General features: G+C 39.2%; 23 protein-coding genes and 1 tRNA gene. 17 read left to right on the forward strand and 7 right to left on the reverse strand.

The features are described 5' to 3' along the window. Window positions 1-2: 2 nt before the first annotated feature. The 4 genes from atpA to ACXYSN_RS01780 all read left to right on the forward strand — a co-directional run bounded on the left by atpA (window position 3) and on the right by ACXYSN_RS01780 (window position 4,319). Window positions 3-1,508 carry a F0F1 ATP synthase subunit alpha gene (gene atpA, locus ACXYSN_RS01765; protein ID WP_458635946.1) on the forward strand — a complete coding sequence of 502 codons (1,506 nt, stop codon included), beginning with the start codon at window positions 3-5 and terminating at the stop codon, window positions 1,506-1,508. Between the two features lie 15 nt (window positions 1,509-1,523). Then, window positions 1,524-2,402, forward strand: coding sequence for a F0F1 ATP synthase subunit gamma (locus tag ACXYSN_RS01770; protein ID WP_004253324.1), 879 nt, complete (start codon window positions 1,524-1,526; stop codon window positions 2,400-2,402). 80 nt (window positions 2,403-2,482) lie between these two features. Next, window positions 2,483-3,889, forward strand: a complete 1,407-nt coding sequence (gene atpD, locus ACXYSN_RS01775) for a F0F1 ATP synthase subunit beta (protein WP_458635947.1) — start codon at window positions 2,483-2,485, stop codon at window positions 3,887-3,889. 10 nt (window positions 3,890-3,899) lie between these two features. After that, a complete protein-coding gene (locus tag ACXYSN_RS01780) occupies window positions 3,900-4,319 on the forward strand; it encodes a F0F1 ATP synthase subunit epsilon (RefSeq protein ID WP_373074600.1) in 420 nt (139 codons plus the stop codon). A 43-nt stretch (window positions 4,320-4,362) separates the two neighbouring features. On the opposite strand, the gene ACXYSN_RS01785 is transcribed toward ACXYSN_RS01780, so the two are convergent. Beyond that, window positions 4,363-5,376, reverse strand: a complete 1,014-nt coding sequence (locus ACXYSN_RS01785) for a lactonase family protein (RefSeq protein WP_458635948.1) — start codon at window positions 5,374-5,376, stop codon at window positions 4,363-4,365. 190 nt (window positions 5,377-5,566) lie between these two features. Between ACXYSN_RS01785 and ACXYSN_RS01790 the strand changes: the two genes are divergently transcribed. The 4 genes from ACXYSN_RS01790 to ACXYSN_RS01805 all read left to right on the forward strand — a co-directional run bounded on the left by ACXYSN_RS01790 (window position 5,567) and on the right by ACXYSN_RS01805 (window position 9,348). Then, window positions 5,567-6,730 carry an AI-2E family transporter gene (locus tag ACXYSN_RS01790; protein ID WP_458635949.1) on the forward strand — a complete coding sequence of 388 codons (1,164 nt, stop codon included), beginning with the start codon at window positions 5,567-5,569 and terminating at the stop codon, window positions 6,728-6,730. Further along, on the forward strand, window positions 6,720-7,952 hold the full coding sequence (locus ACXYSN_RS01795; RefSeq protein ID WP_458635950.1) for a tetratricopeptide repeat protein: 1,233 nt from the start codon (window positions 6,720-6,722) through the stop codon (window positions 7,950-7,952). Before ACXYSN_RS01790 ends, ACXYSN_RS01795 begins: the two co-directional genes overlap by 11 nt. A 176-nt stretch (window positions 7,953-8,128) precedes the next feature. After that, on the forward strand, window positions 8,129-8,965 hold the full coding sequence (locus ACXYSN_RS01800; protein WP_441348113.1) for a DegV family protein: 837 nt from the start codon (window positions 8,129-8,131) through the stop codon (window positions 8,963-8,965). A 107-nt stretch (window positions 8,966-9,072) separates the two neighbouring features. Continuing rightward, entirely contained in the window at window positions 9,073-9,348 is a 276-nt protein-coding gene (locus tag ACXYSN_RS01805; RefSeq protein ID WP_004253345.1) for an HU family DNA-binding protein, read from the forward strand. 198 nt (window positions 9,349-9,546) lie between these two features. On the opposite strand, the gene ACXYSN_RS01810 is transcribed toward ACXYSN_RS01805, so the two are convergent. Together ACXYSN_RS01810 and ACXYSN_RS01815 are read right to left on the reverse strand one after the other, a co-directional pair. Further along, window positions 9,547-9,789, reverse strand: a complete 243-nt coding sequence (locus ACXYSN_RS01810; protein WP_004253349.1) for a type B 50S ribosomal protein L31 — start codon at window positions 9,787-9,789, stop codon at window positions 9,547-9,549. A gap of 93 nt (window positions 9,790-9,882) precedes the next feature. Further along, window positions 9,883-10,821: a DHH family phosphoesterase gene (locus ACXYSN_RS01815; RefSeq protein ID WP_458635951.1), complete on the reverse strand. Its 939-nt coding sequence runs from the start codon at window positions 10,819-10,821 to the stop codon at window positions 9,883-9,885. A 103-nt stretch (window positions 10,822-10,924) separates the two neighbouring features. Here ACXYSN_RS01815 and ACXYSN_RS01820 point away from each other — a divergent pair, with 103 nt between their 5' ends. The 8 genes from ACXYSN_RS01820 (at window position 10,925) to ACXYSN_RS01855 (ending at window position 14,441) form a co-directional block, all read left to right on the forward strand. Continuing rightward, window positions 10,925-11,368, forward strand: a complete 444-nt coding sequence (locus ACXYSN_RS01820; RefSeq protein WP_016465724.1) for a flavodoxin — start codon at window positions 10,925-10,927, stop codon at window positions 11,366-11,368. A gap of 115 nt (window positions 11,369-11,483) precedes the next feature. Beyond that, on the forward strand, window positions 11,484-11,750 hold the full coding sequence (locus ACXYSN_RS01825; RefSeq protein ID WP_006149688.1) for a chorismate mutase: 267 nt from the start codon (window positions 11,484-11,486) through the stop codon (window positions 11,748-11,750). Next, window positions 11,747-12,121, forward strand: coding sequence for a fluoride efflux transporter CrcB (crcB, locus tag ACXYSN_RS01830; RefSeq protein WP_458635952.1), 375 nt, complete (start codon window positions 11,747-11,749; stop codon window positions 12,119-12,121). Before ACXYSN_RS01825 ends, crcB (ACXYSN_RS01830) begins: the two co-directional genes overlap by 4 nt. Next, complete coding sequence (gene crcB, locus ACXYSN_RS01835) at window positions 12,115-12,444, forward strand: fluoride efflux transporter CrcB (protein WP_225750239.1); 330 nt, start codon at window positions 12,115-12,117, stop codon at window positions 12,442-12,444. The genes crcB (ACXYSN_RS01830) and crcB (ACXYSN_RS01835) overlap by 7 nt, the downstream gene beginning before the upstream one ends. 118 nt (window positions 12,445-12,562) lie before the next feature. After that, a complete protein-coding gene (gene rplS / locus ACXYSN_RS01840; RefSeq protein ID WP_001068669.1) occupies window positions 12,563-12,910 on the forward strand; it encodes a 50S ribosomal protein L19 in 348 nt (115 codons plus the stop codon). Between the two features lie 44 nt (window positions 12,911-12,954). Continuing rightward, window positions 12,955-13,026: transfer RNA gene (locus tag ACXYSN_RS01845), tRNA-Arg, on the forward strand. Window positions 13,027-13,140: 114 nt separating this feature from the next. Beyond that, a complete protein-coding gene (locus ACXYSN_RS01850; protein WP_458635953.1) occupies window positions 13,141-14,013 on the forward strand; it encodes a hypothetical protein in 873 nt (290 codons plus the stop codon). A 101-nt stretch (window positions 14,014-14,114) separates the two neighbouring features. After that, a complete protein-coding gene (locus ACXYSN_RS01855; RefSeq protein WP_458635954.1) occupies window positions 14,115-14,441 on the forward strand; it encodes a 50S ribosomal protein L7/L12 in 327 nt (108 codons plus the stop codon). A gap of 75 nt (window positions 14,442-14,516) precedes the next feature. Here ACXYSN_RS01855 and yidA read toward each other — a convergent pair whose 3' ends face one another. Both yidA and ACXYSN_RS01865 read right to left on the reverse strand, forming a co-directional pair. Continuing rightward, window positions 14,517-15,323: a sugar-phosphatase gene (gene yidA / locus ACXYSN_RS01860; RefSeq protein WP_458635955.1), complete on the reverse strand. Its 807-nt coding sequence runs from the start codon at window positions 15,321-15,323 to the stop codon at window positions 14,517-14,519. Window positions 15,324-15,335: 12 nt separating this feature from the next. Continuing rightward, on the reverse strand, window positions 15,336-16,640 hold the full coding sequence (locus ACXYSN_RS01865) for an HD domain-containing protein (protein ID WP_458635956.1): 1,305 nt from the start codon (window positions 16,638-16,640) through the stop codon (window positions 15,336-15,338). 72 nt (window positions 16,641-16,712) lie between these two features. On the opposite strand from ACXYSN_RS01865, the gene ACXYSN_RS01870 reads away from it, so the two are divergent. Beyond that, the gene (locus tag ACXYSN_RS01870; protein ID WP_458635957.1) at window positions 16,713-17,090 is read left to right on the forward strand and encodes a YwiB family protein; all 378 of its coding nucleotides are present in this window, start codon (window positions 16,713-16,715) and stop codon (window positions 17,088-17,090) included. Between the two features lie 297 nt (window positions 17,091-17,387). On the opposite strand, the gene ACXYSN_RS01875 is transcribed toward ACXYSN_RS01870, so the two are convergent. Continuing rightward, entirely contained in the window at window positions 17,388-18,470 is a 1,083-nt protein-coding gene (locus ACXYSN_RS01875) for a DEAD/DEAH box helicase (RefSeq protein WP_458635958.1), read from the reverse strand. Further along, window positions 18,467-19,444 (reverse strand): Gfo/Idh/MocA family protein, encoded by a 978-nt coding sequence (locus ACXYSN_RS01880; protein WP_458635959.1) that lies wholly within the window; start codon window positions 19,442-19,444, stop codon window positions 18,467-18,469. The genes ACXYSN_RS01875 and ACXYSN_RS01880 overlap by 4 nt, the downstream gene beginning before the upstream one ends. Between the last annotated feature and the right edge of the window lie 104 nt (window positions 19,445-19,548).

Genomic DNA, 19,548 nt, shown 5'->3' on the forward strand with positions numbered 1-19,548 from the left:
TTTTGGCAATTAACGCACAAGAAATCAGCGCTTTAATTAAGCAACAAATTGAAAATTTCAAACCCAATTTTGATGTGACTGAAACAGGTGTTGTAACCTATATCGGTGACGGGATTGCGCGTGCACATGGACTCGAAAACGCCATGAGCGGTGAGCTGTTGATTTTTGAAAATGGCTCTTATGGTATGGCGCAAAACTTGGAATCAACAGATGTCGGTATTATCATCCTTGGGGACTTTACAGATATTCGTGAAGGCGATACAATTCGTCGTACGGGTAAAATCATGGAAGTCCCAGTAGGTGAAAGTCTCATTGGTCGTGTTGTGGATCCACTCGGGCGTCCAGTTGACGGTCTTGGAGAAATCCACACTGATAAAACTCGTCCGGTTGAAGCACCAGCTCCTGGTGTTATGCAACGTAAGTCTGTCTCAGAACCATTGCAAACAGGTTTGAAAGCTATTGACGCCCTTGTTCCAATCGGTCGTGGTCAACGTGAGTTGATTATCGGTGACCGTCAAACAGGGAAGACAACTATCGCTATTGACGCTATCTTGAACCAAAAAGGTCAAGATATGATCTGTATCTATGTAGCGATTGGTCAAAAAGAATCAACAGTTCGTACACAAGTAGAAACACTTCGTCAGTACGGTGCCTTGGATTACACAATCGTTGTGACAGCCTCAGCTTCCCAACCTTCACCATTGCTCTTCCTTGCTCCTTATGCAGGGGTTGCTATGGCAGAAGAGTTCATGTACCAAGGTAAACATGTGTTGATCGTTTATGATGACTTATCTAAACAAGCGGTAGCTTATCGTGAACTTTCTCTCTTACTTCGTCGCCCACCAGGTCGTGAAGCCTTCCCAGGGGATGTCTTCTACCTTCACAGCCGTCTACTTGAGCGTTCTGCTAAAGTTTCAGATGAGCTTGGCGGTGGATCTATCACGGCTCTTCCATTTATCGAGACCCAAGCAGGAGATATCTCAGCCTATATCGCGACAAACGTAATCTCTATTACGGATGGACAAATCTTCCTAAGTGATAGCCTCTTTAATGCGGGTATTCGTCCAGCTATTGATGCGGGTTCTTCTGTATCTCGTGTTGGTGGTTCAGCTCAGATTAAAGCTATGAAGAAGGTTGCTGGTACTCTTCGTATCGACCTTGCTTCATACCGAGAGTTGGAAGCCTTCACCAAATTTGGTTCAGACTTGGATGCAGCTACACAGGCTAAATTGAACCGTGGTCGTCGTACTGTAGAAGTATTGAAACAACCTGTTCATAAACCACTACCTGTCGAGAAACAAGTAACCATTCTTTATGCCTTGACTCATGGATTCTTGGATACTGTATCAGTAGATGATATTGTCCGTTTCGAGGAAGAGTTTCATGCCTTCTTTGATGCCCAACATCCTGAGATTTTGGAAACTATTCGTGAAATAAAAGACTTGCCAGATGAAGCAGTCTTGGATGCTGCGATTACCGAGTTTCTCAATCAATCCAGCTTCCAATAAGAATAGAGGTGTCAGATGGCAGTATCTCTAAATGATATTAAAACAAAAATCGCCTCAACGAAAAATACTAGTCAAATTACTAACGCCATGCAGATGGTTTCTGCAGCTAAGTTAGGTCGTTCTGAAGAAGCTGCACGCAACTTCCAGATTTATGCTCAAAAAGTTCGTAAACTCCTTACAGACATCCTTCACGGAGATGGTGCTGGCGGATCAACAAATCCAATGTTGATTAGCCGCCCGGTAAAGAAAACAGGCTATATCGTCATTACATCTGACCGTGGTCTTGTTGGAGGATATAACTCTTCAATCTTGAAGGCTGTCATGGAACTGCAGCAAGAATACCATCCTTCAGGTGATGATTTTGAAGTCATCTGTATCGGTGGTATGGGAGCAGACTTCTTTAAAGCTCGTGGTATTCAGCCAATTTATGAATTGCGTGGTCTAGCCAGTCAACCAAGCTTCGATGAAGTTCGCAAGATTATTTCAAAAACTATTGAAATGTATCAAAATGAACTTTTCGATGAGCTCTATGTTTGCTACAACCACCACGTGAATACACTGACAAGTCAAATGCGTGTTGAGCAGATGCTTCCAATTGTCGACTTGGACCCAAATGAAGCAGATGATAACTACAGCTTGACTTTTGAGCTTGAGACAAGTCGTGAAGAAATCTTGGATCAGCTATTGCCACAGTTTGCAGAAAGTATGATTTACGGTGCTATTATTGATGCCAAGACAGCTGAAAATGCTGCTGGGATGACAGCTATGCAGACAGCGACAGATAATGCTAAAAAAGTGATTAATGATTTGACAATTCAGTATAACCGTGCCAGACAGGCGGCGATTACACAAGAAATTACAGAAATCGTAGCAGGAGCTAGTGCTTTGGAATAAAGTATCTTGCTCAGAGAAATGAACTTAGGACCTAGTCATTCTAGGAACCGATAGTATCTTATACAGAATAGGAGAAGTAGATGAGTTCAGGTAAAATTGCTCAGGTTATCGGTCCCGTTGTAGACGTCATGTTTGCAGCAGGTGAGGAAATACCAGAGATTAATAATGCACTTGTCGTCTACAAAAATGACGAAAGAAAAACAAAAATCGTCCTTGAAGTAGCCTTAGAGTTGGGAGATGGTATGGTTCGTACCATCGCTATGGAATCAACTGATGGCTTGACCCGTGGTTTGGAAGTATTGGATACAGGTCGTCCAATCTCAGTACCAGTTGGGAAAGAAACTCTAGGACGTGTCTTCAACGTTTTGGGAGATACCATTGACTTGGAAGCTCCTTTTGGAGAAGACGCAGAACGTCAGCCAATTCATAAAAAAGCACCTACTTTTGATGAGTTGTCTACCTCTTCAGAAATCCTCGAAACAGGGATTAAGGTTATCGACCTTCTTGCCCCTTATCTTAAAGGTGGTAAAGTCGGACTCTTCGGTGGTGCCGGAGTTGGTAAGACTGTCTTGATCCAAGAATTGATTCACAATATTGCCCAAGAACACGGTGGTATCTCAGTATTTACTGGTGTTGGGGAACGTACTCGTGAAGGGAACGACCTATACTGGGAAATGAAAGAATCAGGCGTTATCGAAAAAACAGCCATGGTATTTGGTCAGATGAATGAGCCACCAGGAGCACGTATGCGTGTTGCTCTTACTGGTTTGACAATCGCTGAATACTTCCGTGATGTTGAAGGCCAAGACGTTCTTCTCTTCATTGACAATATCTTCCGTTTCACACAAGCTGGTTCAGAAGTATCTGCCCTTTTGGGTCGTATGCCTTCAGCCGTTGGTTACCAGCCAACACTCGCAACTGAAATGGGTCAATTGCAAGAACGTATCACTTCAACTAAGAAAGGTTCTGTAACCTCTATCCAGGCTATCTACGTGCCAGCGGACGACTATACTGACCCAGCGCCAGCAACAGCCTTCGCTCACTTGGATTCAACTACCAACTTGGAACGTAAATTGGTTCAGTTGGGTATCTACCCTGCCGTAGACCCACTTGCTTCAAGTTCACGTGCCTTGGCACCTGAAATCGTTGGAGAAGAGCACTACGCAGTTGCTGCTGAGGTTAAACGTGTCCTTCAACGTTACCATGAATTGCAAGATATCATTGCTATCCTTGGTATGGACGAACTTTCTGACGAAGAAAAGACTTTGGTTGCTCGTGCACGTCGTATTCAGTTCTTCCTTTCACAAAACTTCAACGTTGCGGAACAATTTACTGGTCAACCAGGTTCTTATGTTCCAGTAGCAGAAACAGTTCGTGGATTTAAGGAAATTCTTGACGGAAAATACGATCATCTACCAGAAGACGCCTTCCGTGGAGTAGGTTCAATCGAAGATGTTATTGCTAAGGCTGAAAAAATGGGATTTTAAGAGGTGATCTATGGCACATTTAACTGTCCAGATCGTGACACCAGATGGCCTCGTCTATGATCACCATGCCAGCTTTGTATCGGTACGAACTCTGGATGGTGAGATGGGGATCTTGCCACGACATGAAAATATGATTGCAGTTCTAGCAGTTGATGAAGTAAAGGTTAAACGCATCGATGATGATACTCATGTGAACTGGATTGCAGTAAACGGAGGAATTATTGAGATTGCTAATAATGTGATTACCATTATTGCTGACTCAGCTGAACGTGCGCGCGATATTGATGTTAGTCGTGCAGAACGTGCTAAACTTCGTGCAGAACGTGAAATCGAAGAAGCACATGACAAACACTTAATCGACCAAGAGCGTCGTGCTAAAATTGCATTGCAACGTGCTATTAACCGTATCAATGTCGGAAATAAATTATAATAAAAAATGAACTTGTTTAATCAAGTTCATTTTTTATTATGCCTTATTTAGTGAAACTTATGCAGACTGCTTCAGGAACATGAAATTCACTAGAGAGTTCTGCAAGTCGACCAGTTTTAGGATTACGCTTAAAGACAGTTGCATTATCTGAATCTTGGTGAACTGCGATGAGGAACTCTTGGTCTGGTGACAAATCAAAATCACGTGGGTTATGTCCATGAGTTGGAACAATCTCTAATAACTCTAAACTTCCATCCGCTAAAATACTATATACTGCGATAGAATCATGTCCGCGGTTCGAAGCATAGAGGTATTTGCCATCTTTAGAGAGACGAATAGCAGCAGTGCCGTTAAACCCTTTATAGTCATCTGGTAAGGTTGAAATGACCTGCATTTTTTCAAATGCTCCGACTCCATCGTAAATCAATACTTCAATTGTACTGTTCAGTTCGCAGATAAGATAAGCAATCTTGTAGTGGTGGTGGAAAACCAGGTGACGCGCACCCGCACCAGGAGTACAGTTGTAGGTAGCTAATGGACTTATCTTTCCTTCTGAATTGACATCATAGGTAGTTACTTCATCAGTACCTAGGTCGCAAGTGACTAAATACTGATCTGGTGTTAAATCTGTAAAGTGTACATGTGGAGAAGCTTGATTTTCATGAGGACCATGACCGCTATGTTGAACTGTATCAGCCAATTCTAGACTACCATCTTCTTTACGTTTATAGACCAAAACTTGTCCCTTGTGATAGTTAGCACCATATACTAAGCAACGTTTCTCGTCAACAGCCACATAGCAGTGAGGAGCACCTTCTTCAACGACATGATTAAGGAGGCTACCATCAATTTTGTATGCTGCAACTCCACCTTTGCCGTCATGACTTCCAACAGCGTATAAATGTTGGTCTTGATCAAATGCTAAATAAGTTGGATTTGGTTCTGCTGCAAAGAGTTCTAAATTTGCTAGCTGACCTGTCTCGGTATCGAATTCCGCTTTGTAAATCCCTTGGGATACACGGCGAGTATAAGTTCCAAAATATACTGTTTCTTTCATATTCATACCTCTAAAAAAATATACTTCCATTATAACATAAAAAGGGGCACTAGATGAAAATTCTAAGGTAGAAATGGCGACTTTACTGGTAGTGGAAATCACAAATATCTCTTTGATGAAAACACCATAAAAACACCTTATTTTTCCTAAAAAAATGGTATAATGTTAGGACATAGGAAAGGAAGATATCATGGAACAAAAAGAGAAACACTTTACCTTATCTTGGTTTTTTAAATGGTTTTTAGATAATAAGGCCGTAACGGTCTTTTTGGTGACTTTACTGTTAGGTCTGAATATTTTTATTCTCAGTAAAATCAGCTTTTTATTTATACCAGTCATTGACTTTTTATCTGTAGTTATGTTGCCTGTTATCTTATCAGGACTACTATTTTATCTATTGAATCCACTGGTAGATTTGATGGAGAAGTACAAGATAAACCGTGTCTTAGCCATTAGTATTATCTTTGTGATAATCGCTTTTCTTTTAATTATCGGTTTAGCGGTTGCGATCCCAAACCTTCAACGTCAGGTGATTATTTTTGCACAAAATGTACCAAGTTATATAGAAGATGCTGACAGAGTGATTGATGATCTTGTAACCAAGCGTTTGCCAGATGATTTTAGACCTCAACTGGAACAGGTTTTAGCGCAATTTTCAACTCAGGCAACTGCATGGGCAAGTAATATCTCTTCCAAAGCTGTTAACTGGGTGAGTGCTATTATTAGTGGAACTTCTCAAGTGATTGTTGCTCTAATTATCATGCCATTTATGCTCTTTTACCTCCTTAGAGACGGTAAAGGGCTAAGAGACTATATTACTCAATTTTTACCAAATAAATTGAGAGAACCAGTAGGTAAGGTTCTATCAGATGTGAACCAACAACTTGCTAATTATGTTCGGGGTCAAATTACCGTAGCCGTTATCGTGGCTATCATGTTTATTATCTTCTTCAAGATTATTGGCCTTCGTTATGCAGTAGCGCTAGGTGTTACTGCAGGTGTATTGAACCTTGTGCCCTATCTTGGAAGCTTCCTTGCAATGCTCCCAGCCCTTGTGTTGGGGCTCATTGCAGGTCCAGTCATGCTCTTAAAAGTTATTATTGTCTTTATTGTTGAGCAAACCATTGAAGGACGCTTTGTATCACCATTGATTTTAGGAAGCCAACTTAATATTCACCCAATCACAATTCTTTTTGTTCTGTTAACTTCAGGATCCATGTTTGGTATTTGGGGTGTATTGCTAGGTATTCCAATCTACGCTTCTGCAAAAGTAGTGATCTCAGCTATTTTTGATTGGTACAAAGAAATTAGTGGACTTTATGAACCAGTAGAGGAGACTAATCGTGAACAATAGTCAACAAATGCTTGAAGCTTTAGAGCAGCAGGATTTATTAAGGGCAGATTCTTTCTTTCAAAAAGCCTTAGAAGAAGATTCGGATGAAGTGCTTCTTGAACTTGCTGCATATCTCGAAGGAATAGGTTTCTACCCGCAAGCAGGGCAAATTTATGAGAAATTAACACCGAAATTTCCAGAAGTCTACATCAATCTAGCTGCAATCGCTGGCGAAGATGGACTGATTGAAGAAGCTTTTGACTATCTAGAAAATATTGGTCCAGAGAGCGAATGGTATGTATCAGCTCTTGTCTTAAAGGCTGATTTATATCAGATGGAAGGATTAACAGATGTTGCGCGTGAAAAGCTTTTAGAAGCTCGTAACTACTCCGATGATCCACTCTTGATATTTGGACTAGCAGAACTAGATAGCGAGCTAGGAAACGATTTAGAGGCTATTAAAGGCTATGCTCAATTAGATAATCGTGCTATCTATGATCAAACTGGAATTTCAACCTATCAGAGAATTGGCCTTGCATATGCACGACTTGGAAAATTTGAATCTGCTATTGAGTTTCTTGAAAAAGCCTTGGAATTAGAATATGACGATCAAACAGCCTATGAACTGGCAAGTCTCTATTTTGACCAAGAGGACTACCAAAAAGCAGCCTTATACTTTAAACAATTAGATACGATTTCTCCAGATTTTGAAGGATATGAGTATGGTTATAGCCAGACACTCCATAAGGAACATCAAACGGAAGAAGCTCTTAAAATTGCTCAACAGGGTTTGGCAAAAAATCCTTTTGAAACACGTTTATTGCTCCTTGCTTCTCAGTTATCTTATGAATTGCATCAACCAGAACAAGCCGAAGCTTATCTTTTGCAAGCACAAGAGAATGCTGAAGATCAAGAAGAGATTTTATTGCGCTTAGCGACCATCTACCAAGAACAAGAGAGATATGAAGATATTTTAGCCTTAGAAGCGCATGAACCTGAAAATCTCTTAACAAAATGGATGATTGCCCGTAGCTACCAGGAAACTGAGGAGTTGGACGTAGCTTACGAGCTTTATAAAGAACTCGCTACAGAATTGAAGGATAACCCGGAGTTCTTGGAACAGTATATTTATTTATTAAGAGAACTAGGGAAGTTAGAGGAAGCAACAGAATACATTCAGGCTTATCTTGACCTAGTTCCAGATGATATTCAGATGCAGGAATTGTATAATCACCTCATCTAAGATAATTAAAATAATTGCCTTTGTGGAGGCAGTTATTTTTTATATACACATAAAAAAATAAATCAAGAATCGCACTAAAATAGATAGATACAGTATGAATTTTTAGTTTTTTTTTGATATAATTGTTATAGTTAAATTGAATAATCACAAAATTTGAAAATAGAAAGATTTGAATTATGACAAAAGTAAAAATTGTAACGGATTCTTCTGTTACCATTGAACCAGAAGTGGTCAAAGAATTAGATATTACGATTGTTCCTTTATCTGTAATGATTGATAGTGTCCTCTATTCAGATGCAGATCTTGAAGAAGGTGAATTCCTTCGTTTGATGCAAGCAAGTAAAAATCTTCCTAAGACTAGTCAACCACCTGTGGGGCTCTTTGCAGAAATTTTTGATGACTTAGGCAAAGATGGTAGTCAGGTCTTAGCTATTCACATGTCTCATGCTCTATCAGGTACGGTAGAAGCAGCTCGCCAAGGAGCAAGCCTTTCATCGGCTGATGTCACTGTTTTAGATAGCTCTTATACAGACCAAGCATTGAAGTTTCAAGTTGTAGAAGCTGCTAGATTAGCTAAAGAAGGTAAAGACCTAGAAACTATCTTAGCACATGTAGAAGACGTTAAAAATCACACAGAACTTTATATCGGCGTTTCTACTTTAGAAAACCTTGTTAAAGGTGGACGTATTGGTCGTGTAACAGGTTTGTTGAGCTCACTACTTAATATTCGTGTAGTGATGCAAATGAAAAATAACGAACTTCAACCTATTGTGAAGGGACGTGGTGCAAAAACTTTTAAAAAATGGTTGGATGAACTAGTAGAGACTTTGTCACATCGTTCAGTTGCCGAGATTGGCATTTCATATGCTGGTACTAACGAATGGGCAAATGAGATGAAAGCGGTGCTTCAACCATACGTTGAAAAGCCAATTTCAGTCCTAGAAACTGGTTCTATTATCCAAACTCATACCGGAGAAAACGCCTGGGCTATCTTAATTCATTATAATTCCTAAAAAAATTGAGAAAAATTAAAGAAAAGGTGTTTTTGACTTGACCTAAAAGGAATTTTAGGTTATGATTATAAGTGTTAATTAGAAATAATTTTGGAGGATTCATTAACATGGCAAACAAACAAGATTTGATCGCTAAAGTAGCAGAAGCTACAGAATTGACTAAGAAAGATTCAGCAGCAGCAGTTGACGCTGTTTTCGCAGCAGTAACTGAATTCCTTTCAGCTGGTGAAAAAGTTCAATTGATCGGTTTTGGTAACTTTGAAGTTCGTAAACGTGCAGCTCGTAAAGGTCGCAACCCACAAACTGGTAAAGAAATCAAAATCAAAGCTTCTAAAGTTCCAGCATTCAAAGCTGGTAAAGCTCTTAAAGAAGCAGTTAAATAATGATTCTATAAAAAACCTGTCATATTGCTTGACAGGTTTTTTTGCATATTTTCGAGTGAAAGTAGCAGGAGGAGATAAACTAGTATTTCTAGTTGAACTACATTTGAAATCATCATCGATGACTCTAATGAAAGCAACAAAAAAACAACTTCGATTCGAAGTTGTTTTTGTTCAACCTTATGCAAGTGATGCGGTTGATTATTTGAGACCGTATTTTTTGTTGAAACGATCCACGCGTCCATCTGCTTGAGTGAACTTTTGACGTCCAGTGTAGAATGGGTGTGAGTCTGATGAAATTTCCACACGGATCAATGGGTAAGTTTCGCCTTCGAACTCAACTGTTTCGCTAGAGCGTTTTGTTGAACCGCTAAGGAATTTGTAACCAGTAGTTGTGTCCATGAAGACAACTGGGCGATATTCTGGATGGATATCTTTTTTCATTTTGCAATATTTCCTTTCTGCCATGGTCTCTTTGCGAGCCATAGATTGTTACTATACTAGTCTATCAGATTATCAGAAGTTTGGCAAGACTTTTTATCTATTTTTTAGTAAGTTTTTCAATTTTTGGTAGATGAGCTCATTCTCTTCTAAACTATAAGAATTTGCTCCGCTAGCAAGAGGGTGCCCACCGCCATCATGTTCTTTTGCGACACCATTGATAGGGACAAATTTACTACGTAGACGTACACGATAGTGACCGTCTGCTTGTTCCACAAAGATTCCCCAAAGGCTAACAGTATCGATACGACCTGGAGCCCCAACGATAGCAGCTGTTTCAGCATCAGTAACGTCGTATTTCTTCAAGATTTCTTGAGTAAGAATGACACGAGCAGCTCCATTTTCATCAACCTCTAAGTGATCATAGATATAACCTTGAAGTCTGGCGATTTTATAGCTGATTGTATCCATATGACGTGTAAGTTTAGCATAATCAAAATCATACTCCCTCAGTTGACTCGCTATACGAAGCGTACGAGCAGAAGTTGAAGGATAGAGGAAGCGACCAGTATCACCAATGATTCCAGCAGACAAGAGGTAAGCGGCCTTGTCAGAGAATTTAAGGTTGGTTTCCTCTGCAAAGATAGCTACCATCTCACTGGCACTACTAGAAGTCGTATCTACCCAAACCAGATCTCCATATTCTTCATCGTTTGGATGGTGGTCAATCTTGATAATTGTCTCAGCATTAAGATAACGTTTATCATCGATTCGAGCAGTATTGGCTGTATCACAAATAATAGCAAGTGCTCCTTCAAATTCTTGATCATCTACCTCATCCATTTTGGCTAACCAAGTTAGGGTAGGCAAATCATAGCCAACAACTTTAATCTTTTTATCAGGAAAATTATACTGGAGCAGTTCTTTAAGACCAACTTGACTTCCCAAAGCATCGGGATCTGCTCTCATGTGACGGTGAATAATAATTGTGTCGTATTTTTTAATTTGTTCTAAAATTTGATGGCAAATTTCCATAAATAACCTCAATTCTTTCTCATATCATTGTAGCACAAGAGTTTTTATTTTTAAAATGAAAAATCTGTGATATAATGGAGGAAGATAAATTGAGGAGGACCTTATGGCATTAGCAAAAATTGTATTTGCCAGTATGACCGGAAATACTGAAGAAATCGCTGATATTGTAGCAGATAAATTAAGAGAATGTGGTTTAGATGTCGATGTTGATGAGTGTACAACAGTTGATGCTTCGGACTTTTTAGAAGCAGATATCGCCATTGTGGCAACCTATACTTATGGTGATGGAGAATTACCAGACGAAATGATGGACTTCTACGAAGACCTAGCAGATCTTAACTTAAGTGGTAAAATCTATGGTGTAGTTGGTTCAGGCGATACTTTCTATGACGAATTCTGTAAGGCTGTTGATGACTTTGATCGTGTATTTGTAGCAACAGGAGCTGAAAAAGGTTCAGAGTGCGTTAAAGTAGACCTTTCAGCAGAAGATGAAGATATCGAACGCTTGGAGCAATTTGCAGAAGAATTGGCTGCCAAAGTGGGATAAGTATGAAGTTGCACTGATGATAGATGTCAGTGCAGTTTTTTGTTAGGTATGCCTGAGAATAACTTGCCTATTTAGTAGCTTTGTACACAATGATTCTAATAAAGAAGGAGACTCAATGGATTTAGATATTATAAGACAAGAAATTGACCAAATCGATGACCAAATCGTTCAACTTTTAGAAGAAAGAATGCATCTAGTTGAAGGTGTAGTTGCTTATAAAAAGTCTACAGGAAAACCAATCTTGGATACCAAAAGAGAAGAAGTTATCTTTGAAAAAGTCAGAAATCGCGTCAGCAATAAAAAATACGAAGAAACAATTGTTGAGACTTTTTCAGATATTCTCAAACGTTCGCGTGATTATCAGGATAAAACAATCAAATGAAAAAAGAACAATTCTATCCATTAGGAATCTTTCTTGCTGGTATGCTAGGAGGACTAGTTCGTTTTCAGATTACAAAATACTTACCAGCTAGTCCAGACTTCCCTTGGGGGACGCTTCTTGTCAATTATCTAGGGATTTTCTGCTTGGTTTATCTTGTAAAAGGTTATCTGGTCTCTATAGGAACTAGTAAAGGCGTCATTTTAGCGCTTGGCACAGGGTTCTGTGGTGGCTTAACGACATTTTCTAGTCTACTATTAGATGCAGTGAAATTGCTGGACACAGGGCGGTACCTTAGTTTGGTGACCTATTTGCTTTTGAGCATCGGCGGTGGGCTTCTATTTGCTTATTGTCTAGGGAGGAAGAAATGGTAGTATTTTATCTAGCGCTTGCTTGTGGACTGGGTGCTCTTGTGCGTTATTTCTTTTCACGTTATAATCAGGGTTCAGTGCTACCACTAGGAACACTCATAGCTAATCTTCTAGGTTGTTTTTTGATTGGATTATTTTATAATCATGTGGAATCAAAAGAAGTCTATCTTATTCTTGCAACTGGTTTTTGTGGTGGTTTGACTACTTTCTCAACTTTGAATGATGAACTCCAAAGACTGATCAATGACAAGAAGGCATTTTATAGCTATTTATTATTAACCTACTTGCTTGGTTTTTTGGCGATTTTTTTGGGAATTTTGCTTTAAATTTCTTTACATTTTCTAGGAAATTTGGTAAACTGTATCTTGTGTGTAATGGACGCACAAAAATACAGTTTATCCGCTGAGGAAGTTTCCTCAAGATTGACAAAGATAGGAGAATAAAATGAATCCATTAATCCAAAGCTTGACTGAAGGTCAACTTCGTACAGATATCCCTTCATTCCGTCCTGGTGACACTGTTCGTGTACACGCGAAAGTTGTCGAAGGAAACCGTGAACGTATCCAGATTTTTGAAGGTGTTGTTATTGCACGTAAAGGTGCGGGCATCTCAGAAAACTATACAGTTCGTAAAATCTCTAACGGTGTAGGTGTTGAACGTATCTTCCCAATCCACACTCCACGTGTTGAAAAGATCGAAGTTGTTCGTTACGGTAAAGTACGTCGTGCGAAATTGTACTACTTGCGTGCTCTTCAAGGTAAGGCAGCTCGTATCAAAGAAATCCGTCGTTAATTCGATGATAAAAAACTCTGCTCATACGGCAGGGTTTTTCTCTAGCTCCCTTAGTTCAATGGATATAACAACTCCCTCCTAAGGAGTAGTTGCAGGTTCGATTCCTGCAGGGGGCAGAACTAGAAATAAAAACACTGGATAGCCAGTGTTTTTTCTTTGATCAAATTTTGAACCACTCATAAGATATCTATGGTGTGTTATAATGGACATAGAATGTTCAGGAGAAAGAGATGAAAAAAGGCTTATTAATCGGCTGTTTATCCATAGTTATACTATTTGCAATGTTCATAGTACTTAGTCCTATTATTGCTATGATGGATATGTGGGGTCTATTTGCCCATGCAAGTCGGAATGAACTTGAACAAGCTGTACATCGTTCTTATGACAACTACGGTCTTACAGGGCAATTTGAGTTAGAAAAATATGAAAAAAACTATACAAGTGTAGGAGGATTTGTAATCCATGGTACTTACAGTGAAAATATAGATGGTAAAACCTATCAGGCTAATTCTCGTTTTGAATACTATACTCGCGCTTCGGAAAAAGAAACGTATAAAAAGACTGATGCGGAAATAGATTATAAACAAGACAAAAAAATTTATCAAGCTTTTCCAGAATTAGCTTATCTAGGGATTGAGATTAGTCCAGGTACCAGCGAATTTTTAAAAACATTGGAGACTTCAATAACAGACCCTAAAATGACTGATTTAAAGTATGAAGGGATCAGCTTTCAATTTAACAGTAAAAATGGTAACATGTATCTTTATGATGAAATATTAGAGGAAAATCAAAGAAATGGACAAGCATTACAAGGGATGTATCCCATGGATGCTCAATACCTTTTCCAAAAAGATATTTTTATACCAGAATTTCAATTTCGATACTACACTCCAGAAGACAAGAAGGATCAGTTATATGATGCTTATCTTAAAGACCTTGAATCGCAGATGAAAGAATTTTTTAACAATCAACCCCTTCCAAGCGGTCTTTATGCTGTAAAGATTGATAGATATGAAGGGGATAAACTTGTTAATAATAGCGGTGGATATTATGTGAAGATTGAGAATCATCAAGTTGTGGCATTTATCAAAGATTTACAGTAGGAGTTACTATGCTAATGCTGTTTATAAAATCTTATAGCAATGATATGAGATTGAAGGTAGAACATACAAACTGATAAAGAGTGAGTAAAGGAATAAGGACTATGTTAGCCATTTATATTGATTCTATAGGGGATAAGTCAGCGACCTATAAGTTGTTAAGAAATTATTCATCCTTGCCTCTTTCTCTAATCCAATCGAGAATAAAAAATCATGATACAGTTATGGAAGTGGATATTCTAGATTTGGACGAATTAAAAAAAATAAGGGTCCTTATTCATGACTTGAGTGGCATTGGAACCATTGTTACTATGAAAGATTCGACTGGTGTTATCACCTTAAAAATATTAAATAATATTATTACCACCTATGAAGAGATTGCGACTGAAAGAGAAGAATTAGACGCACTTATGTTTGATGATGAAGAGTAATCCATAATTTAAAACACCCCAGGAGTTAGTTTTTTATCTCTAACTTCTGAGGTGCTTTTTTATATTCTAATAAATTTACAAGACCCAAGTACGGATAGCATGGGCAACGCCTGATTCATCATTTGATTTAGTGATGTATTTGGCGATTTTTTTGAGTTCTGGATTTCCATTTTCCATAACAACTGGATTTCCAACGACTTCGAGCATGGCACGGTCATTTTCTTCATCTCCGATAGCCATAGTCTCATCATTTGTTAATCCGAGTTTTTCAGCCAGATGAATAATAGCTGAGCCTTTATCTACTTCTTTTTTGAGAAGTTCGAGGTAGAATGGAGCTGATTTATTAATAGAGTAGCGTTCATAAAATTCTGCGGGAATCTTTTCAATCGCGACATCTAGAATTTCTGGTTCATCGATAAACATACACTTGACGATTTCCTTATTAGCCATTTCTTCAGGTGTACGATAGAAGATTGGCATGCTGACAAGGGTAGATTCATGTACGGTATATTTACCGATATTGCGATTGGCTGTATAGATACCATCCTTGGTAATGGCATGCATGTGAACGCCTAGTTTACGACTGAGAAATTCCATATCCAGATAGTCCTCGTAAGTCAAGGATTCGCTGATAATCTCATGACCATTAGCGGTTTCTTGGACAAGGGCACCGTTGAAGGTCACAACATAGTCCTCTTCATCTCTCAACTGCAATTCATCAAGGAGTTTGGCAACTCCAGCAATGGGGCGTCCTGTTGCAATGACAACCTTGACTCCAGCCGCTTTGGCATCTTGGATAGCTGCAAAAACTTCTGGAGTAATTTCTTTTTTGCTATTAACCAGGGTACCATCAATATCGACGGCGATTAGTTTTATACTCATAAATTTCCTCTGCTATTTCTTATCTGGAGTAAAATGATCATTCTCAATCAAATGTGAAAATTCTTGAATGATATTTGTAAAAATACTATTTTGCTTAAGCATTTCTTTAGGGAAGTAGAAACGGTTGTCACCATGACGGCTTCCTGCAAGAGATTGAACGATAGGAGATAGGCTAGAAAGTTCTGCCAGCTCGCCATTCTTTTGGACAATCTCGATTTGAGTTCTTGGATTTTCAGACTCTGGTCGATAAATATCGTAAGGAAGGTCAAAATTCTTATGAATAGCTGTGTAGTAGTTGGGGTCAAAACCAATTTCTTCTACGAAATTCCGCATGATTTCAAGCTGATTCTGGTCTTCCTGAGAAAAGGTAATAGATTTAAAAACCTTCCGATTGATAAAACGTTGGGAAAGATCGGCTAGAATCTTGTCTGTACTAGTCATCCAGAGTTGGAAATAGGTATTCATTACCCCGTCGTCAAGTGCAAGATAGTCAGATAAGGTTACCTTCTTCTCAAAAAATGGTAGTAGATGTGGGGATGTAAGGGCAAAGAAGTCCTTATTTTCAGGATAGAGTTCCTTGGCCCGTTTCAAAAGATTTTGCAGAAGGACTTCCATGGCGCGTGTTGCTGGGTGGAAATAAACCTGCATATACATCTGGTAACGACTGAGTACATAGTCCTCGATGGCATGCATCCCATTACGCTGAAAGGCAATGCCATTTTCAACAGGCCGAATGACACGAAGAATACGTGTCAGATCAAACTGGCCATAAAAAGCACCGGTGAAGTAGGAGTCGCGTAGGAGATAGTCCATACGGTCTGCATCAATCTGACTCGAAATGAGCTGAACCACTTGTTTGTTTGGATAAGTGTGATCGATAACGCTGGCTACTTTTTTTGGAAAGTCCGGTGCTACCTGCAAAAGAACCTGATGAATCTCTGTATCAGGGCTTTGGATAATTTCCTGGGTAATTGCCTCATGGTCGGTGTCAAAGAGATTTTCAAAAGTATGAGAGTAGGCACCGTGTCCGAGATCATGTAGAAGAGCAGCAGTCATGGTTAGTAGTGACTCGTTAGAATCCCATTCCTCAGGATATTTCTCCTCAAAAATCTCAGTGATTTGACGGGCAATTTCGTAGACACCCAAACAGTGAGAAAAACGACTATGCTCTCCACCGTGGAAAGTATAGCTAGATGTCCCAAGCTGTTTGATGCGACGGAGCCGCTGAAATTCTTTGGTATTGATCAGGTCATAAATGACTTGATTATTAACGTGGATATAGTTGTGAACTGGGTCACGAAATACTTTTTCATTCATAAGACCATTATAGCAAATTCCTTGCCTTTTTGGTAAAATAGTAGGGATAAGTGAGAAGAAAGAGGAACTCTTGTGAAGATTAGAATGAGAAATACCATAAAGTTCGATGAACAATTGGAAGTAATCGACCAACTTTATGATGTTGAGTTACGGGAAAAGGGCGATTTTTCCTATCTACTTTTTTACAATGAAGACCAAGAAAAAGTAGTTTTGAAATTTAATGGGGAGGAACTGGTCATGTCACGTTTCTCAAATCCCAAGACCATCATGCGTTTTCTGAAGGATTCTGACAGTTTAGCCTATATTCCAACACCTATGGGTATGCAGGAGTTTATCATTCAAACTAGCCACTATGAAGTTGGTGAAGAGAAGATTGAACTAGCCTATCAATTGCAAAACAAAGAAGGAGTTGCTTTTGCCAACTACCGATTAGAAATTACTTGGGGATAAGAATAAGGTTGGCGAAAGCCAACCTTAAATAATATTTAGAAATCTCCTTTTTTTATTCTATAGGCTTTGTCTTGAAATTATTATGGAAATCACTCTTATATTTAGTGAGCGAAGCGAGTAATTTCACAGACTTTTCGCAGTGATAAAAACGCCAGAAAAGTTATTAAGGCGTTCGGAAACTTTGAGACATTAGGCTCAAAGTTTAGGTATGGAATTTCGAAGAAAATCGCTACCGTCCGCTATCACATAAGAAAAGTCAAAAAGATTTATCATAAATAAGGTTGGCGAAAGCCAACCTTATTTGATATAGAGTTCTTGATTTTTTAGGACGATCTCCCGTACACTTGCAAATTTCTTCAGCTTTTTGAGGTCTTCTGGATGGGTTACAAGTGTGATGACGTAGCCCTCTTTCCCCATACGTCCTGTCCGACCCGCACGGTGAGTGTAAGTTTCCTTGTCTCTAGGGACGTCAAAGTTAATCACGCATTCCAGGCTGTCAATGTCGATACCACGAGCGAGAAGGTCTGTGGCAAGAAGTAGTGTCAGTTGATTATCTTTGAATTTTTCTAGAATAACTTTTCTAAATTTAACGTTGACATCGCTCGCAAGCGAAACAGCTAAAATATCACGATACTGCAATTTTTCCTCAGCGCTTCCAAGGTCTGACAAACTGTTAAAGAAGACGAGTCCACGGAAGTCATCGACATGTGCTAGTTTCCGAAGCATATCTACTCGGTGACGTTGGTCTACTTGCATGTAAAAGTGTTGGATGTTGTCCAACTTTTGATCAGAGAGGTCAATGGTGCGCGTGTTAGCTGCAATCTTATCTTGGTCAAACTTTGTAGTCGCACTCATATAGATGAGTTGGTGGTCACGAGGAGCGTAGTGGGTAATCTTTTCGACAAAATGGATCTGAGAATCGTCTAGCAACTGGTCAAATTCATCAAGAATAATAGTCTCTACATTCATCATCTTGATTTTTTTCAATTTGATGAGTTCAAAGATTCGACCAGGAGTTCCAATCAAGATTTCTGGTCCCTTTTTCAGACGTTCAATCTGACGTTTCTGGCTTGAACCTGAAAGGAATAGCTGAGCAGTCAAGCCGATAGCTTCGCCCCAAGTTTTAGTGACATCAAAAATTTGGCCAGCCAGTTCAGTGTTAGGAGCTAAAATCAATAGTTGCTGCGCTTTTTTCTTTTGGAGTTTTAAAAGACTCGGGAGTAGGTAAGCTAAGGTTTTTCCCGTTCCGGTTGGACTGACTCCAAGGAGTGATTCTCCTTCTAAAATAGGATTAAACAGTTGTTCTTGAATGGGAGTGAATTCTTGGAAACCTAGTTGGTCAATCAATTTTTGCCATTCGTTTGGTAGTTTCGTTTTCATTTTTCTGCCTCAAATCTAATGCCAGCATCTTGTCGCATGGTATAAAGCACTTGATGAACATCTGTTGCATCGGTAAGCCATTGCTGGTAGAGAGTCTGGTCTGGTTGGTTAATCATATGTGCAAAAGCAGCGACTTCCTCTGTCATAGTGTGAGGTGCCTGCTGGATAGGAAGTTGGAGTTCATTTCCTTGATGGTCTATAAAAACAGATGATTGGATATGCTCGATTGTATTGAGCGTCAAGGTGCCGTCAGTCGTATAAATCTCGCAAGGAAGATTAGAAGTGATATTCTTTCCTGCTTTGATATGAACTTGATAGTCAGGATAGGAGAGGATACCGTCTCCGTTTAAATCAATACTGTTGTCTAGTTGTTGAGCTTGATAGGTTGCACGAGTTGGCTTCCCAAATAAGCGAATAGCAGCATAGAGTGGGTAAATTCCTAAATCCATGAGAGCTCCGCCAGCAAAACGGTCTGAGAAAACGTTAGGAGTATTGCCAGCAAGGAGTTTAGGCATCTTAGATGAATATTTAGCGTAGTTAAAGTCTGCTCCTAAAACATGTTTGTCAGCAAGAAAGTCTTTAATTGTAGCGAAAGCCTCTTCGTGGTAGTTACGTGCCGCTTCAAAGATAAATCGTTGATTTTCTGTAGCAACTTCAATTAATTCCTGCCATTCTTTTGGCTGAGTCACAGCTGGTTTTTCAAGGATGACATGTTTTCCAGCAACTAAGGCAATTTTAGCCTGACTAAAGTGTAGGGAATTTGGACTAGCAATATAGACGACATCAAAAGGGTGTTTGAAAAAATCTTCTAACTGGTCAAATAATGTTACATCTTGATAGTGAGAAGCAAACTTTTCTGCAGTTTCAATTTTTCTTGAATAGACTGCAACTAGTTGGTATTCTCCACTAGTATGGGCTGCATCGATAAAATGATGGCTGATTGCGCCAGTTCCGATTATACCTAGTTTTAGCATGGAAACTCCTTTTTCTGTCAGTAATAATTGATTTCATTATATCATAGAAAGAGTCAACTCGCTAAGTTGAGAGAATTCTTTTGCTTTGAACCTTCGAAATTTCT

It is taken from the genome of Streptococcus sp. V869 (genome assembly GCF_054353515.1).

What these genes read in the sequence shown, in the direction of transcription:
- ACXYSN_RS01770 (WP_004253324.1), top strand. Translation starts at nt 1,524, where the DNA reads ATGGCAGTATCTCTAAATGATATTAAAACAAAAATCGCCTCAACGAAA.
- atpD (WP_458635947.1), top strand. Translation starts at nt 2,483, where the DNA reads ATGAGTTCAGGTAAAATTGCTCAGGTTATCGGTCCCGTTGTAGACGTC.
- ACXYSN_RS01780 (WP_373074600.1), top strand. Translation starts at nt 3,900, where the DNA reads ATGGCACATTTAACTGTCCAGATCGTGACACCAGATGGCCTCGTCTAT.
- ACXYSN_RS01785 (WP_458635948.1), bottom strand. Translation starts at nt 5,376, where the DNA reads ATGAAAGAAACAGTATATTTTGGAACTTATACTCGCCGTGTATCCCAA.
- ACXYSN_RS01790 (WP_458635949.1), top strand. Translation starts at nt 5,567, where the DNA reads ATGGAACAAAAAGAGAAACACTTTACCTTATCTTGGTTTTTTAAATGG.
- ACXYSN_RS01800 (WP_441348113.1), top strand. Translation starts at nt 8,129, where the DNA reads ATGACAAAAGTAAAAATTGTAACGGATTCTTCTGTTACCATTGAACCA.
- ACXYSN_RS01805 (WP_004253345.1), top strand. Translation starts at nt 9,073, where the DNA reads ATGGCAAACAAACAAGATTTGATCGCTAAAGTAGCAGAAGCTACAGAA.
- ACXYSN_RS01810 (WP_004253349.1), bottom strand. Translation starts at nt 9,789, where the DNA reads ATGAAAAAAGATATCCATCCAGAATATCGCCCAGTTGTCTTCATGGAC.
- ACXYSN_RS01815 (WP_458635951.1), bottom strand. Translation starts at nt 10,821, where the DNA reads ATGGAAATTTGCCATCAAATTTTAGAACAAATTAAAAAATACGACACA.
- ACXYSN_RS01820 (WP_016465724.1), top strand. Translation starts at nt 10,925, where the DNA reads ATGGCATTAGCAAAAATTGTATTTGCCAGTATGACCGGAAATACTGAA.
- ACXYSN_RS01825 (WP_006149688.1), top strand. Translation starts at nt 11,484, where the DNA reads ATGGATTTAGATATTATAAGACAAGAAATTGACCAAATCGATGACCAA.
- crcB (WP_458635952.1), top strand. Translation starts at nt 11,747, where the DNA reads ATGAAAAAAGAACAATTCTATCCATTAGGAATCTTTCTTGCTGGTATG.
- crcB (WP_225750239.1), top strand. Translation starts at nt 12,115, where the DNA reads ATGGTAGTATTTTATCTAGCGCTTGCTTGTGGACTGGGTGCTCTTGTG.
- rplS (WP_001068669.1), top strand. Translation starts at nt 12,563, where the DNA reads ATGAATCCATTAATCCAAAGCTTGACTGAAGGTCAACTTCGTACAGAT.
- ACXYSN_RS01850 (WP_458635953.1), top strand. Translation starts at nt 13,141, where the DNA reads ATGAAAAAAGGCTTATTAATCGGCTGTTTATCCATAGTTATACTATTT.
- ACXYSN_RS01855 (WP_458635954.1), top strand. Translation starts at nt 14,115, where the DNA reads ATGTTAGCCATTTATATTGATTCTATAGGGGATAAGTCAGCGACCTAT.
- yidA (WP_458635955.1), bottom strand. Translation starts at nt 15,323, where the DNA reads ATGAGTATAAAACTAATCGCCGTCGATATTGATGGTACCCTGGTTAAT.
- ACXYSN_RS01865 (WP_458635956.1), bottom strand. Translation starts at nt 16,640, where the DNA reads ATGAATGAAAAAGTATTTCGTGACCCAGTTCACAACTATATCCACGTT.
- ACXYSN_RS01875 (WP_458635958.1), bottom strand. Translation starts at nt 18,470, where the DNA reads ATGAAAACGAAACTACCAAACGAATGGCAAAAATTGATTGACCAACTA.
- ACXYSN_RS01880 (WP_458635959.1), bottom strand. Translation starts at nt 19,444, where the DNA reads ATGCTAAAACTAGGTATAATCGGAACTGGCGCAATCAGCCATCATTTT.